Annotated in this window: 11 protein-coding genes; 9 read left to right on the forward strand and 2 right to left on the reverse strand. The window is 53.9% G+C overall.

Annotated features, from left to right (window positions below; translation table 11 throughout):
• Positions 1-49: 49 nt before the first annotated feature.
• Entirely contained in the window at positions 50-910 is an 861-nt protein-coding gene (gene focA, locus M2407_RS03465; RefSeq protein ID WP_020826123.1) for a formate transporter FocA, read from the reverse strand.
• A 452-nt stretch (positions 911-1362) separates the two neighbouring features.
• Complete coding sequence (gene ycaO / locus M2407_RS03470) at positions 1363-3126, reverse strand: 30S ribosomal protein S12 methylthiotransferase accessory factor YcaO (RefSeq protein ID WP_128864115.1); 1764 nt, start codon at positions 3124-3126, stop codon at positions 1363-1365.
• A 148-nt stretch (positions 3127-3274) separates the two neighbouring features.
• Here ycaO and ansB point away from each other — a divergent pair, with 148 nt between their 5' ends.
• The 9 genes from ansB to lpxK all read left to right on the forward strand — a co-directional run bounded on the left by ansB (position 3275) and on the right by lpxK (position 15575).
• Positions 3275-4321, forward strand: a complete 1047-nt coding sequence (gene ansB / locus M2407_RS03475) for an L-asparaginase 2 (protein WP_020826125.1) — start codon at positions 3275-3277, stop codon at positions 4319-4321.
• Between the two features lie 282 nt (positions 4322-4603).
• Entirely contained in the window at positions 4604-5689 is a 1086-nt protein-coding gene (serC, locus tag M2407_RS03480) for a 3-phosphoserine/phosphohydroxythreonine transaminase (RefSeq protein WP_044549527.1), read from the forward strand.
• Between the two features lie 113 nt (positions 5690-5802).
• The gene (aroA, locus tag M2407_RS03485; protein ID WP_128864116.1) at positions 5803-7089 is read left to right on the forward strand and encodes a 3-phosphoshikimate 1-carboxyvinyltransferase; all 1287 of its coding nucleotides are present in this window, start codon (positions 5803-5805) and stop codon (positions 7087-7089) included.
• A gap of 277 nt (positions 7090-7366) precedes the next feature.
• Positions 7367-8056, forward strand: coding sequence for a (d)CMP kinase (gene cmk, locus M2407_RS03490; RefSeq protein ID WP_020826129.1), 690 nt, complete (start codon positions 7367-7369; stop codon positions 8054-8056).
• 181 nt (positions 8057-8237) lie between these two features.
• Positions 8238-9911: a 30S ribosomal protein S1 gene (gene rpsA / locus M2407_RS03495; protein WP_020826130.1), complete on the forward strand. Its 1674-nt coding sequence runs from the start codon at positions 8238-8240 to the stop codon at positions 9909-9911.
• 63 nt (positions 9912-9974) lie between these two features.
• Complete coding sequence (ihfB, locus tag M2407_RS03500; RefSeq protein ID WP_004942652.1) at positions 9975-10259, forward strand: integration host factor subunit beta; 285 nt, start codon at positions 9975-9977, stop codon at positions 10257-10259.
• Positions 10260-10510: 251 nt separating this feature from the next.
• Positions 10511-12811 (forward strand): ComEC family protein, encoded by a 2301-nt coding sequence (locus tag M2407_RS03505; RefSeq protein WP_409049647.1) that lies wholly within the window; start codon positions 10511-10513, stop codon positions 12809-12811.
• Between the two features lie 35 nt (positions 12812-12846).
• Positions 12847-14595, forward strand: a complete 1749-nt coding sequence (gene msbA, locus M2407_RS03510; RefSeq protein WP_128864118.1) for a lipid A ABC transporter ATP-binding protein/permease MsbA — start codon at positions 12847-12849, stop codon at positions 14593-14595.
• On the forward strand, positions 14595-15575 hold the full coding sequence (gene lpxK / locus M2407_RS03515) for a tetraacyldisaccharide 4'-kinase (protein WP_128864119.1): 981 nt from the start codon (positions 14595-14597) through the stop codon (positions 15573-15575). The genes msbA and lpxK overlap by 1 nt, the downstream gene beginning before the upstream one ends.

Consider the following 15575-nt stretch of genomic DNA (forward strand, 5'->3'; position numbering starts at 1 on the left):
ACCTACCTTTAATTGTGGAGTTCTAACTCGGCGCGCGATAACTAACAGCTTAGTGCTGTTGTTCACCACCGCGCAGATAAATTACCCAGTAAGTCAACCCAACCAGTAAACCGCCGCCAATGATGTTGCCAATGGTGACTGGGATCAGATTGTCGATGATAAAGTTGCTTACGGTCAGATGAGCAAACTGCTCGGGTGCTGCCCCTATGGCTTGCCAGAATTCCGGCGTGGCGAAGTTTTTAACCACGATACCCATAGGGATCATAAACATGTTGGCGATGCTGTGTTCGAAACCGCTGGCGACGAACATGCCGACCGGCAGGATCATGGCGAACATTTTGTCCATCAGGCTGCGGCCTGAGTAACTCATCCACACGGCCAGGCAAACCATCAGGTTAGCCAGGATGCCGAGGCAGACGGCCTCAACAAAGGTGTGATGCAGCTTGTGGTCAGCGGTTTGCAGGACGTTCAGTCCCCATTGGCCGTTGGCCACCATGTGTTCGCCGGAGAACCAGATGAGCGCGACGAAGAACAGGGCGCCGATCAGGTTGCCGATATAGACATTTAGCCAGTTGGCAGCCAACTGGTACCAGCTGATGCGGCCGCTGGCCTTGGCGATGACAATCAGCACGGTGGAAGTGAACAGGTCGGCGCCTGAAACCACGACCAGCATTAACCCCAGAGAGAAGCAGATGCCGCCGACCAGTTTTGCCAGGCCGAAAGGCACACCGGCAGTGCCGGTAGTCGCAGTGATATAAAATACGAATGCGATTGAAATAAAGACGCCGGCAGTGATCGCCAAATAAAACGTTTTCAGCGGGTGCTTGGTGGCTTTATACACACCTGCATCTTCAGCGATTTTCGCCGTTGCTGCAGGTAATATCAGATCGAAGGGGTTGTCAGCTTTCACACTAACTCTCGCTTTTAAGGGTTAAAACAACGCAATGAGATACTAGCAAAGCAGTATAGGGTAAAAATTGATTTGGATCATAAGGCGGGAAACTAAAACGGCCAAAAACCAGATAAATCGCAAGGTTTATTTGGTTAATTTATTGATTTTTAAATAAAAACAATTTTTTAATGTTTGCAAATAATTTTGAATTTGCGACCGCGTCAACCTTGAATAGGTTAAATTTTAGCGCATTTTGTCACTTTCAGAGCGGCAAGGTTTAATTATCGGTTAATTATTATTTTACCGGTCCGTAACAACTGCTGTTTTATTTATCTTGTTTACCGTTAAGTGCGTAATTAGGCAAAAAAATAAAACAAAAAAACGGCTATTTAACCGTCAAATAATTCTTTGTTATTTTTTCTATCTTGGTGTTGCGCCGGCAGAAGGCCGCCGGCGCACAGATACTGAGATTATGCCTGCGCCCAATGGCGACGCTTGGCGGTCTGCAGTTTTTCATAGGCCGCTAGCAGCGCCTGATGCGCCGGTAAGGCTTTCAGATCGCTATCGACAGCGAACAGGCCGTTAAAGCGTTCTTCACCGCTGATGGCCGCAGAGGCGGCATCCACCGTTTCCTGGCCGTACATTTTCACGAAGGCGGAATAGTATTGCGCCGGATCGCGTTCAGGCTCCTGCGTCAGCAGCAGCAGGGTTTGCAAACAACGGTAGTAGTTGCTGCGCGCCGGGCTCAACACGGAAGAGTTGAAGTCCTGCGTCCATTCGGCCCAGATCAGCGCCTGATCCAGATCGCCGCCGGCCAGGGCCAGCATTGACTTCAACTCGCCGATACGCAGGGTAGACCAGGCGTTGTCTTTGCCGGAAGCAATTCCCAGCAGCTCGCGCACGCGGGTGAAGTCGTCCAGGCCTTCGTCGTCTAGGCGTTCTAACAGCGCCAGATACTCTTGCGGCTCCCACTCGCTGCCCGGCAGCGCCAGCAGCGTATCGCGCAGGTGCGCCCCCATGCTGTTGTTGGCCAGCAGCAGGTCTTCCGCCGGGTAGATGTCGGACATGCCCGGTACGATGATGCGGCAGGCGTAGACATCCAAATGTTCATAGTCGGCGATATACACTTCAGCGCCTTCTTTGTCGAAGATGCTCATCAGCGTCGCGAATTCTTCCTGCGTGCTGCCGCTGAAGCTCCAGTCGACAAACGGGTAATCTGCGTCCTGTTTGAACATATCCCAGGAGATCAAACCGCTGGAGTCGATAAAGTGGGTTTCCAGGTTAGTGTGCTCCGCCACTTCTTCGTCGTCGAAGGTCGGTGCGGTGAACACGTCCAGATCTTTCAGGCTACGGCCCTGCAGCAGCTCAGTGACGGTACGCTCAAGCGCCACGCCGAAATCAGGATGGGCACCGAACGAGGCAAAACAGGTGCCGTTAGCCGGGTTAAACAGCACCACGCAGATCACCGGATAATTACCGCCCAGCGACGCGTCGTAAGACAGGATCGGGAAGCCTTCTTCTTCAAGCTTGGCGATAGCTTCTACCACGCCAGGATAGCGGTTCAGTACCTCGGCCGGGATCTCTGGCAGGCTGATGGATTCGGCGATGATGCGATTTTTCACATAACGCTCAAACACTTCGGACAGGCCTTGTACGCGCGCTTCGTTGGCGGTATTACCCGCGGACATGCCGTTGGACACGTACAGGTTACCGATGATGTTCATCGGAATGTAAACGGTCTGCTGGTCTGACTGGCGAGAGAACGGCAGGGCGCAAATGCCGCGATCGCCATTACCGGACTGCAGATCGATCAGATCGCTTGCGTTGACTTCCTGATCCGGATTGTAGAAAGCATGCAGACGCTCATCGAGAATACCGGCCGGCAGCGAGTCATCGGCTGGGATCGGGAACCACTTCTCGTTCGGGTAATGCACGAAGTCACCTTCGGCAATCTGTTTCCCCAGATAGAAGTCGGCAAAGAAGTAGTTGGTGGAAAGGCGTTCGAAGTATTCGCCCAAAGCGGAGGCCAGAGCAGCTTTTTTGCTGGCGCCTTTGCCGTTGGTGAAGCACAGCGGGCAATCGCGATCGCGGATATGAACCGACCATACATGAGGTACCGGATTCAGCCAGGAGGCCTCTTCGATATTAAAACCCAGGTCGCTTAATTTCTGTTGGAAACGGGCGATAGAGTCTTCCAGCGCGGCGTCTTTGCCAGGGATAAAAGTTTGCGTCATTGTCTTCACTTTTTGAGCGTACTAAAAACGCGCAATGATACGGGGTTTTACGCTCAAGCTCCATGTATTCCTAAAGCGGTGGCAAAGTCACAGTTTTTTTAGGGATAAGGGCCATAATTCAGCGGGTTATCTATCATGGAGAAACTCAATGAAATCAGTGAAACTCAGCGCCGTGGCGCTACTGTTGGCGGGGGCGAGCGGTTCGGCGTTGGCTTTGCCTACCATTACCTTGTTGGCGACCGGCGGCACCATTGCCGGCGGTGGCGAATCGGCGACGAAATCCAACTATACGGCGGGGAAACTGGGCGTTGACGCTTTAGTGAGTGCTGTGCCTGAGCTAAAAAACCTCGCCAACGTGCAGGGCGAGCAGGTGGTGAACATCGGGTCGCAGGACATGAACGATGAGGTGTGGCTGAAGCTGGCGAAGAAAATCAACGCCGACTGCGCCAAAACTGACGGCTTTGTCGTTACCCACGGCACAGATACGCTGGAAGAGACCGCCTATTTTCTGGATCTCACGGTCAAATGTGACAAACCGGTGGTGATCGTCGGGGCAATGCGCCCGGCAACGGCGATGAGCGCTGATGGTCCGTTCAATCTGTATAACGCAGTGGTGACGGCGGCAGATCCGCAATCGGCGAAACGCGGGGTGTTGGTGGCGATGAACGACAGCGTGTTGGATGCACGCGATGTGACAAAAACCAATACTACGTCGGTGCAGACTTTCCAGTCGCCAAACTTCGGCCCGCTTGGTTACATCCACAACGGCAAGGTTGATTACCAGCGTGCGCCGCAGCGCAAGCACACCACCGAGACCCCGTTTGACGTGTCTAACCTGACAGCGTTGCCGAAGGTAGGCATTATCTACAATTACGCCAATGCTTCCGATGCCCCTGCGAAGGCTTTGATCGCCGAAGGGTATCAAGGCATCGTCAGTGCCGGGGTCGGTAACGGCAACCTTTATAAAACGGTGTTCGATACGCTGGCGACGGCCGCACATAACGGTGTCGCCGTGGTGCGTTCTTCCAGAGTGCCCACTGGCTCCACCACCGAAGACGCTGAAGTGGATGACGCGAAGTTCGGCTTTGTCGCCTCCGGTACGCTGAACCCGCAGAAGGCGCGGATCCTGCTTCAACTGGCGTTGACGCAGACCAAGGACGCCAAACAGATCCAGCAGATGTTCAATCAATACTGAGTGCATTTTCCTCATTCGGGGGCCCTGGGGCCCCCTAGCCATGTTGGCTGAATACAGCATAAAAAACCGCGTTAACCCACTGAATTGGCCACCTTCACAGCGTTTTATTGCAGAAAATACCGGTGATTTGGCAGAGCCTGTTATCGTCACGTTCAAGGCTTTCCCGGCATCGGGCGAATAACCATTGCAGGCGGGGGGCGTGAGTGATAAAACCGATGGGTTACTTCGGGCGTATTTCGGTAGGCCAGTATCATTGGCGAATAGTGAATGTGGTGAGGGGAAATGACTCAGGTTTATAATTTTAGCTCTGGCCCGGCAATGCTGCCGGTTGAAGTGTTGCGTCGTGCAGAACAGGAGCTGTGCAACTGGCACGGCCTCGGTACCTCGGTGATGGAAATTAGCCATCGCAGTAAAGAGTTTATCGAAGTTGCCCAGCAGTCCGAGCAGGATCTGCGCGATCTGCTGAAGATCCCCTCCAATTATAAAGTGCTGTTCTGCCACGGTGGCGCTCGTGCACAGTTTGCTGCGTTGCCGTTGAACCTGCTGGGTGACAAAACCACCGCGGACTATATCGACGGCGGTTACTGGGCGCACAGCGCCATCACCGAAGCGCAAAAATACTGCTCGCCAAACACTATTGACGTGAAAACCAACGTCGACGGCCTGCTCGGCATCAAACCGATGAAAGAGTGGCAGTTAAGCGATGACGCGGCCTATGTCCACTATTGCCCGAATGAAACCATCGACGGCGTAGCTATCGATGAGTTACCTGACTTTGGCGATAAAGTGGTGATTGGCGATTACTCCTCCACCATTCTGTCGGGTCCGCTGGACGTCAGCCGTTTCGGCGTAATTTACGCCGGTGCGCAGAAAAACATTGGGCCGGCCGGCCTGACCCTGGTGATTGTACGTGAAGATCTGCTGGGCAAAGCGCGTCGCGAAGTCCCGTCCATCCTCGATTACACCGTGCTGGCCGAAAACGATTCCATGTTCAACACGCCGCCGACCTTTGCCTGGTACCTGTCCGGCCTGGTGTTCAAATGGCTGAAAGAGCAGGGCGGCCTGGTAGAGATGCACAAACGCAATCAGGCCAAGGCCGAATTGCTGTACGCGACCATCGATGGCTCTGACTTCTACCGTAGCCGGGTTGCGCATGCCAACCGCTCCTGGATGAACGTGCCGTTCCAACTGGCGGATTCTGCGCTGGATAAAGTCTTCCTCAGCGAAGCAGAAGCCATTGGCCTGCAGGCGTTAAAAGGTCACCGGGTGGTTGGCGGCATGCGTGCTTCTATTTACAATGCAATGCCGTTGGCCGGGGTGAAGACCTTAACCGACTTTATGGTCGACTTCGAACGTCGTCACGGTTAAGTCCGGCGCCTGCCGTGAGCAGGTAGCCTTCGCTGTTGTCCTTTTGCGTTAAAGCGGCTCCGGCATTATCCCGGGGCCGTTTCGTTTATCAGATTTTGGAGATTTTTGTTCACATGGTGGATTCCCTGACGTTACAACCGGTTGCCTTGGTCAATGGCACCGTCAACTTACCTGGCTCCAAGAGCGTGTCCAACCGTGCTCTGCTGCTGGCTGCGCTGGCGGAGGGGACGACGACGCTGACCAATCTGCTGGACAGCGATGACGTGCGCCATATGCTGAATGCGCTACAGGCATTAGGGGTGAGTTACCAACTGTCAGACGATCGTACCACCTGTACAGTCGAAGGTGTTGCCGGCCCGCTGGTGGCTAATCAACCGCTTGAGCTGTTCCTCGGCAATGCCGGCACCGCGATGCGCCCTTTGGCGGCTGCGCTGTGCCTGGGCAGCAATGATGTGGTGTTGACCGGCGAACCACGGATGAAAGAGCGCCCAATCGGTCATCTGGTGGATGCCCTGCGTCAGGGTGGCGCGCAGATTGATTATCTGGAGCAGACCGATTACCCGCCATTGCGCCTGCGCGGTGGCTTCCAGGGCGGTGATGTGACCGTGGACGGCAGCGTATCCAGTCAGTTTCTGACCGCATTGCTGATGACGGCACCGCTGGCCAAACAGGACACCCATATCCATATCAAGGGCGAGCTGGTTTCCAAGCCGTACATTGATATCACCCTGCATCTGATGCGCACTTTCGGCGTTGAAGTCAGCCACGACAACTATCGCGTGTTCCACATTAGCGGTGGCCAAACCTATCGCTCACCGGGTGATTATCTGGTGGAAGGGGATGCCTCTTCCGCGTCTTATTTCCTGGCGGCGGCGGCGATTAAAGGCGGTACTGTCCGCGTTACCGGCATTGGTAGAAAAAGCGTTCAGGGCGACACCAAGTTTGCCGACGTGCTGGAAAAAATGGGTGCACGTATTACCTGGGGCGATGACTATATTGAATGCAGCCGCGGTGAACTGCGTGGTATCGACATGGACATGAACCATATTCCTGATGCGGCAATGACCATCGCAACCGCAGCCCTGTTTGCCGAAGGCCCGACCACCATCCGCAATATCTACAACTGGCGGGTCAAAGAGACCGATCGCCTGGCGGCGATGGCGACGGAGCTGCGTAAAGTGGGGGCTGAGGTGGATGAAGGGGAAGACTACATTCACGTAGTGCCACCGGCCAAGCTGAAATTTGCCGATATCGGCACCTATAATGACCACCGTATGGCGATGTGCTTCTCGCTGGTGGCGTTATCGGACACCCCAGTGACCATTCTCGATCCGAAATGTACCGCGAAAACCTTCCCGGATTACTTCGAACAGCTGGCGCGCATCAGTCAATTGGCATAATTCCACAGTCAGATGCTTTTTTTTAAGGCCCTTAATTGGGCCTTTATCGTTTTTAACGCCCGCAGGCTGCGGGCGTCCACTATACTTTTGCGCGGACGTACGCTTATTTTCAACAACCAGACAGTTCCAGGGTAACAGTTAGTCGTTTGGCAGCGTATAATACGCCACCGTGACTGCCCCGACTGGGCAGGCGGCAGGGACGCTTTTAATTATGCTTTCGCATTGTGCTGACGGCAGGTTATGTCCCTGTGAGGTTTTCTACCTGAAGGAGAGAGAAATGACGGCTACAGCTCCGGTGATAACCGTTGATGGACCAAGTGGCGCAGGCAAAGGTACTTTGTGTAAGGCGCTGGCCGAATCCCTTGGTTGGCGTTTGCTGGATTCCGGTGCGATCTATCGCGTACTGGCACTGGCGGCACTGCATCATCAGGTTGATATCACTTCTGAGGAGGCGCTGGTTCCCCTGGCCGCACATCTCGATGTTCGCTTTGTTGCCGAAGGTGGCAAACTGCAGGTGATTTTGGAAGGTGAGGATGTCAGCAATGAAATCCGCACTGAAACCGTCGGCAATACCGCTTCGCAGGCAGCGGCTTTTCCGCGCGTGCGTGAAGCCTTGTTGCGGCGCCAGCGTGCATTCCGCGAGGCCCCGGGCCTGATTGCCGATGGGCGCGACATGGGCACCGTGGTATTCCCCGATGCGCCGGTAAAAATTTTCCTGGATGCCAGTTCTGAAGAGCGTGCGCACCGCCGCATGCTACAGTTGCAGGAAAAGGGCTTTAATGTTAACTTTGAACGTCTTTTAGCCGAGATAAAGGAACGGGATGACCGTGACCGTAATCGGCCTATCGCGCCACTGGTGCCGGCCTCCGACGCCCTCGTGCTGGATTCAACCAGCATGTCGATCGACGAAGTCATCCAGCGTGCGCTGACATATGCACATGAAGTTTTAGCGTTGCCGCAGCAGTAAGCGCGGCGGCGTTATTGGCTTTTTGTCATATTTGTCATGGCAGTATCGAACTATATCGGGTAAAATTTTACCCCTGTAACCTAAACCCTGTCGGCATGGAGCCAATGGCGGGGTATGTGAAACAACCCCATTCGGCGGGATGCTAAATGGACGTTAAACTATAGAACCCTGAAGATTAAACATGACTGAATCTTTCGCTCAACTCTTTGAAGAATCCCTGAAAACAATCGAAACCCGTCCGGGTTCCATCGTTCGTGGCGTTGTAGTTGCTATCGACAAAGACGTAGTACTGGTTGACGCCGGTCTGAAATCTGAGTCTGCCATCCCGGCTGAGCAATTCAAAAACGCACAGGGCGAGCTGGAAATCCAGGTAGGCGACGAAGTTGATGTTGCGCTGGACGCTGTTGAAGATGGCTTCGGTGAAACTCTGCTGTCCCGTGAGAAAGCTAAGCGTCACGAAGCTTGGATCACGCTGGAAAAAGCTTACGAAGAAGCTGAAACTGTCGTCGGTGTTATCAACGGCAAAGTTAAGGGTGGCTTCACTGTAGAGCTGAACGGTATTCGTGCGTTCCTGCCAGGTTCCCTGGTTGACGTGCGTCCAGTACGTGACACTCTGCACCTGGAAGGCAAAGAGCTTGAGTTCAAAGTCATCAAGCTGGACCAGAAACGCAACAACGTTGTAGTTTCTCGCCGTGCGGTTATCGAATCAGAGAACAGCGCAGAACGTGATCAACTGCTGGAAAACCTGCAGGAAGGCATGGAAGTTAAAGGTATCGTTAAGAACCTCACTGACTACGGTGCATTCGTTGATCTGGGCGGCGTAGACGGCCTGCTGCACATCACTGATATGGCTTGGAAACGCGTTAAGCATCCGAGCGAAATCGTCAACGTTGGCGACGAAATCACTGTTAAAGTGCTGAAGTTCGACCGCGAGCGTACTCGTGTTTCCCTGGGCCTGAAGCAACTGGGCGAAGATCCATGGGTCGCTATCGCGAAACGTTACCCAGAAGGCACCAAGCTGACTGGTCGTGTAACCAACCTGACTGATTACGGCTGCTTCGTAGAAATCGAAGAAGGCGTTGAAGGCCTGGTACACGTTTCTGAAATGGATTGGACCAACAAAAACATCCATCCGTCCAAAGTTGTTAACGTGGGCGATGTAGTGGAAGTTATGGTTCTGGACATCGATGAAGAGCGTCGTCGTATCTCCCTGGGTCTGAAGCAGTGCAAAAACAACCCATGGCAGCAGTTTGCAGAAACCCACAACAAGGGCGACCGCGTTGAAGGTAAAATCAAGTCTATCACTGACTTCGGTATCTTCATCGGCCTGGACGGCGGCATCGACGGCCTGGTTCACCTGTCTGACATCTCCTGGAACGTTGCAGGTGAAGAAGCAGTTCGTGAATACAAGAAAGGCGACGAAATCGCAGCGGTTGTTCTGCAAGTTGATGCAGAGCGCGAGCGTATCTCCCTGGGCGTGAAGCAACTGGCTGAAGACCCGTTCAATAACTACCTGTCTATGAACAAGAAAGGTACTATTGTTACTGGTAAAGTCACTGCAGTTGACGCCAAAGGTGCTACAGTTGAATTAGCAGGCGGCGTAGAAGGTTACCTGCGTGCATCTGAAGCCTCTCGCGACCGCATTGAAGATGCAACTCTGGTTCTGAATGTGGGTGACGACGTTGAAGCTAAATTCACCGGCGTTGACCGTAAGAACCGCGTAGTAAGCCTGTCCGTACGTGCTAAGGACGAAGCTGACGAGAAAGACGCAATCGCTACTGTTAACAACAAACAGGAAGAGAGCAACTTCTCTAACGCTATGGCTGAAGCTTTCAAAGCGGCTAAAGGCGAGTAATGACGGGGGGCGGTTTTTTAATCGCCCCGATACGGTAGTTTAGCTGCAAAGCTTGGAGGAACTATGACCAAGTCTGAACTTATTGAAAGACTTGCTGGCCAGCAATCTCATGTACCGGCGAAAGCCGTTGAGGATGCAGTGAAAGAGATGCTAGAACATATGGCTGCTACGTTAGCCGATGGTGAACGCATTGAGATCCGCGGATTCGGCAGTTTTTCTCTTCACTACCGTGCTCCGCGTGTGGGTCGCAACCCGAAAACTGGTGATAAAGTTGAGTTGGACGGCAAGTACGTTCCTCACTTCAAGCCAGGCAAAGAGCTGCGTGACCGCGCCAATATCTATGGTTAGTCACTGACTTCCATAGAGTTGTTGCTTGTACTGAAATATAAAACGGCGCCCCCAGGGCGCCGTTTTTTTTTGGCCTGAACGCTGAGATTGACCGGTTGATTCTGCACTTTTCTGCTTACCACGTCGCAACATGTTGCCCCTGAAGGTAACGGTCATTGTTATTGTGCGGCGCCTCGCGCACGTCTTTAGATTATGGCTGGTGGAACCTGGTCTTGATGTGAACAATCCCGTGATGTTGGCGGCTTGAATAGCTGCCCCAAACCGGGAGAAACCCTATCAAGACCTCGCTGGATTTGGCGATCATCGCGATTATCTGCGGCACTCTGCCCCTGCTTTTCATGCCGCATCTGCCTGACGCACGAATAATGCTATGCGTCACTCTGCCCATCTGTTGTTACCTGTGGCGCAGGGGCTCCCTATGCCGATTTATGGCATGGGGGGCGTTGGGTTTTCTGTGGGCGGTATTCACTGCCGGAAACCTGGTCGACCAAATCAACCGCCTGAGCCAGGGGCCTGTAGTGCATGCCGTGGTCGAAGTTAGCAGCATTGCGCTTGCGGCTACGGCACGCAAGCAGACGGTAATGCATATAGAACAGATTAATGGCAGGTGGTTGGTGCCATCCATTGCGTTTTCCACACTGTGGCAACCCAAAGAGCAACCTTTGTGCGCCGGACAGCGTTGGCAGATGCAACTGCGCCTGCGACCGATGCATGGCAATTTAAATGAAGGGGGCTTCGACAGCCAACGTTGGGCTATCTCGCAGCGTCAACCATTAACGGCGCAGGTAAAGAGCGCCACACTTTTGGATCCCGCCTGTAGCTGGCGACAGCGTATTATCCGCCATGCCGAAAACAATATTGGTACGGTTCGTTATCAGGCCGTTTTACTGGCTTTGGCATTTGGTGAACGCGGGGCACTAGAGCCTTCACTGCGTTCGCTAATGTTAAAAACCGGTATTGCTCACCTGATGGCCATTTCAGGGCTGCATGTGGCGATGGTGGCCATTTTGATTTGGTCTTTGCTGCGGGTAATCCAGTTTTGGTTACCTGCCCACCGAATAGGCTACCGTTTCCCTCTGATTGCCAGTTGGCTCGGGGCGCTAGGTTATATCTGGTTGGCTGGCGCACACCCACCGGCGGTAAGAACCGGCCTGGCGTTGACGCTCTGGATGCTGTTGCGCATACGGGGTATTCATTGTTCTTCTTGGCAAGTTTGGTTGTGGTGTATCGGCTTGATACTGATTTGCGATCCGCTGGCGGTGTTGTCCGACAGCTTTTGGCTCTCGGCGACGGCGGTGTTGTGCCTGATATTTTGGTTTGAATGGGTCCCCCTTAGTCCCCGTTTTCGCGTGGGATGGTATTGGGCACCGCTGCGTTGGCTGCATATCCAGTTTGGTATCACATTGTTGCTGGTGCCGATGCAAGCAGGTTTGTTTCTTGGCCTCAGTATGACCTCAATACCGGCCAATCTTTGGGCCGTACCCTTGGTTTCCCTGGTGACGGTTCCGCTGATCCTTCTCGCCGTGGTACTGGGGATTTTCCCTCCGTTGAGTACCGGGTTGTGGTGGGCAGCAGACCTCACGCTGGCGTGGGTCTTCACCCCATTACACTACCTGCAGAATGGGTGGCTTGACCTTGGCGCAGCATCGCTGGTTGTCAGTATTATGGGCTGGTTGATGGTGATTTTCTGGCGCTTTCATTGGTGGCTGCGCTATGCCTCGGTGCTGGTAACGCTGGCAGTGTGCTGCCTGCTGTGGCGGGAGAAAGCCCCGTCATATCGCTGGCGCGTAGATATGCTCGATATTGGTCATGGCTTGGCCATGGTGGTTGAAAAGAATGGCCGCGCGATATTGTACGATACTGGACCCCGTTGGGGGACGGGCAGCGCGGCCACGCGCAATATCGTCCCCTTTCTTAACTGGCGTGGGCTGCCGGTGGATCAAATCGTCATTAGCCACGATCATTTGGACCATATCGGTGGTCTTGAGGAATTGCAGCAGGCATTCCCGCTGGCGACGGTGAGAAGTCCGCGGCTTGGCGCTGGCCACTTACCCTGCGTCGCGGGGGAAAGTTGGCAATGGCAATCGCTGCAATTCCAGGTGCTGTGGCCACCGAAAGCAGTAAAGACCGCGGGAAATGACGACTCGTGCGTCATCCGTATCGATGATGGCAAATACAGCCTGTTGCTGACCGGTGATGCAGAGAAAAGGTCGGAAGCACAGCTGGTACGGCATCAGCGCCATTTGTTGCGCGCGACGATATTACAGGTTCCCCATCATGGCAGTAAAACCTCATCCACTCCGCCATTTTTACGTGCTGTAGCGCCGGAGGCGGCAATAGCTTCCGCATCGCGTTACAATAAATGGCGATTACCTGCGGTTAAAGTCGTCGCCAGATATCGGGAAAATGGCATCATATGGCACGATACATCGCGCTCCGGTCAGTTATCCGTACTTTTTTTCGACAACGATTGGCAAATTAAAGGCTTTCGTGAACAAATAATGCCCCGTTGGTACCATCAGCGGTTTGGCGTAGAGGGTGATAATGAGTAAAATGGGCCGCTATTTCTTCCGATGCTGGTATTTGCATGATGAATGATAAAGATCTCTCCACCTGGCAGACTTTCCGTCGCCTCTGGCCGATGATCACACCTTTTAAGACCGGGCTGATCGTGGCCGCCATTGCGTTGGTAATGAACGCAGCCAGCGACGCCTTTATGCTGTCTTTGCTTAAACCTTTATTGGATGACGGTTTTGGGAAAACGGAAAGCACTATCCTGCTGTGGATGCCATTGGCCGTTATTGGCCTGATGGTGGTGCGCGGGGCGACGGGCTTTGTTTCCAGCTATTGCATTTCATGGGTTTCCGGCATGGTGGTGATGCACATGCGTCGTCGTCTGTTTGGCCACATGATGAGAATGCCGGTGTCCTTCTTCGACCAGCAATCTACCGGTACATTACTGTCTCGCATCACTTATGATTCCGAGCAGGTCGCTTCATCCTCGTCCAGTGCACTGGTGACCGTGGTGCGTGAAGGGGCGTCGATCATCGCGCTGTTCACCATGATGTTCTATTACAGCTGGCAGCTTTCGGTGATCCTGATCGTCCTGGCCCCGATTGTCTCTATTGCGATCCGCATCGTTTCCAAGCGCTTCCGTAATATCAGTAAAAACATGCAGAACACCATGGGGCAGGTGACTACCAGCGCCGAGCAGATGCTGAAAGGCCACAAGGAAGTTCTGATTTTCGGCGGCCAGCAGGTTGAAACCGATCGCTTCAATTCGGTCAGCAACCGCATGCGTCAACAGGGCATGAAGTTAGTTTCCGCTTCCTCTATCTCTGACCCTATCATTCAGTTGATCGCTTCACTGGCTCTGGCCTTTGTGCTGTATGCCGCCAGCTTCCCAAGCGTGATGGAAACCCTGACTGCCGGTACCATCACCGTGGTGTTCTCTTCGATGATCGCTCTGATGCGTCCGCTGAAGTCACTGACTAACGTCAACGCGCAGTTCCAGCGTGGGATGGCCGCGTGCCAGACCCTGTTCTCGATTCTGGACATGGAGCAGGAAAAAGACACCGGTACCCGCGAAGTGACTCGTGCGAAAGGCGACATCGAATTCCGCAATGTTACTTTCTACTATCCAGGCAAAGAAACCCCAGCGCTGCGTGATATCAATCTGAGCATTTCAGAAGGTAAAACGGTGGCGTTGGTGGGCCGTTCAGGATCGGGCAAGTCGACCATCGCCAATTTGCTGACCCGGTTCTATGACGTTCAGGAAGGCGAGATCCTGATGGATGGTCACGATCTGCGCGAATACACGCTTGCGTCGTTGCGCGATCAGGTAGCCCTGGTTTCGCAAAATGTGCATTTGTTCAATGACACCATCGCCAACAACATCGCTTACGCGCGTGAGGAACGCTATACCCGCGAAGAGATAGAGAAGGCCGCGCGCATGGCTTACGCCATGGATTTCATTGAGAAAATGGAAAATGGTCTGGATACGGTAATTGGCGAGAATGGCGTAATGCTTTCCGGTGGTCAGCGCCAGCGTATCGCCATCGCCCGTGCCTTGCTGCGCGATTGCCCGATTCTGATCCTCGATGAAGCCACCTCGGCACTGGACACCGAATCAGAGCGTGCTATTCAGGCCGCGTTGGATGAATTGCAGAAAAACCGTACTTCATTAGTGATTGCGCACCGTCTGTCGACGATTGAGAAAGCCGATGAAATCCTGGTGGTTGAGGATGGCCGTATCGTCGAGCGTGGCGAGCATGCCGTATTGATCGAAAAGCAGGGCGCCTATGCCCAGCTGCACCGTATGCAGTTTGGTCAATAATGATCGAACGCATCTGGTCAGGCAGTTCGCTGGTTTATTTGCTGTTGTTACCGCTGTCCTGGCTGTATGGCCTGGTCAGCGGACTGATTCGGCTCAGCTACCGTTGCGGCCTGCGTAAAAGCTGGCGTGCGCCGGTACCGGTAGTGGTGGTGGGAAATCTCACCGCTGGCGGCAATGGCAAAACCCCGATGGTGATCTGGCTGGTTGAGCAGTTGCAGCAGCGTGGTTACCGGGTGGGTGTCGTTTCGCGCGGTTATGGCGGTAAAGCTGAGGCGTATCCGCTGTTACTCAATGCGAGTACTACTACCCGGCAGGCCGGGGATGAGCCGGTTCTGATATATCAACGTACCGCCGCGCCGGTTGCCATCTCGCCGAACCGTGCCGAAGCGGTTCAGGCGCTGCTTAAGCAGCACCGACTTGATATTGTGATTACCGATGACGGTTTGCAGCATTACGCCTTACAGCGCGATTTTGAATTGGTCGTGATCGATGGTGTACGCCGCTTCGGGAACGGTTGGTGGTTGCCTGCGGGCCCGATGCGCGAACGCGTTTCGCGTTTGAACAGCGTTGATGCATTGATTACCAACGGTGGCGTGGCGCAACCGGGTGAAATTGCCATGCGATTGCAGGCGCGCGAAGCGGTGAATGTTGCCACTGGCGAACGCCGGCCCGCGGTTGAATTGCCGCATGTGGTGGCGATGGCCGGCATTGGCCATCCGCCGCGCTTCTTCGCCACGCTGGAAAAGCTGGGTGTGGATGTTGAAAGAGAAGTGGCGTTTGCCGATCATCAGGAATACCAACATGACCCGCTGGCGGCGCTGGTAACCCCTGGACAAACGCTGCTGATGACTGAAAAAGATGCGGTCAAATGCCGTGCCTTTGCCCAGTCTAACTGGTGGTATTTACCGGTTGATGCGGTACTTCCCCCCGATCAGGCTGAGCAACTGCTGCAAAACATCGAAGCCCTGCTGAAGCAATAA

It is taken from the genome of Serratia sp. BIGb0234 (assembly GCF_024809915.1).
GTDB classification, from domain to species: domain Bacteria; phylum Pseudomonadota; class Gammaproteobacteria; order Enterobacterales; family Enterobacteriaceae; genus Serratia; species Serratia liquefaciens.

Coding starts and splice junctions, on each gene's coding strand:
- serC (WP_044549527.1), top strand. CDS start 4,604: ATGACTCAGGTTTATAATTTTAGCTCTGGCCCGGCAATGCTGCCGGTT.
- aroA (WP_128864116.1), top strand. CDS start 5,803: ATGGTGGATTCCCTGACGTTACAACCGGTTGCCTTGGTCAATGGCACC.
- msbA (WP_128864118.1), top strand. CDS start 12,847: ATGATGAATGATAAAGATCTCTCCACCTGGCAGACTTTCCGTCGCCTC.
- ihfB (WP_004942652.1), top strand. CDS start 9,975: ATGACCAAGTCTGAACTTATTGAAAGACTTGCTGGCCAGCAATCTCAT.
- rpsA (WP_020826130.1), top strand. CDS start 8,238: ATGACTGAATCTTTCGCTCAACTCTTTGAAGAATCCCTGAAAACAATC.
- lpxK (WP_128864119.1), top strand. CDS start 14,595: ATGATCGAACGCATCTGGTCAGGCAGTTCGCTGGTTTATTTGCTGTTG.
- cmk (WP_020826129.1), top strand. CDS start 7,367: ATGACGGCTACAGCTCCGGTGATAACCGTTGATGGACCAAGTGGCGCA.
- ansB (WP_020826125.1), top strand. CDS start 3,275: ATGAAATCAGTGAAACTCAGCGCCGTGGCGCTACTGTTGGCGGGGGCG.
- ycaO (WP_128864115.1), bottom strand. CDS start 3,126: ATGACGCAAACTTTTATCCCTGGCAAAGACGCCGCGCTGGAAGACTCT.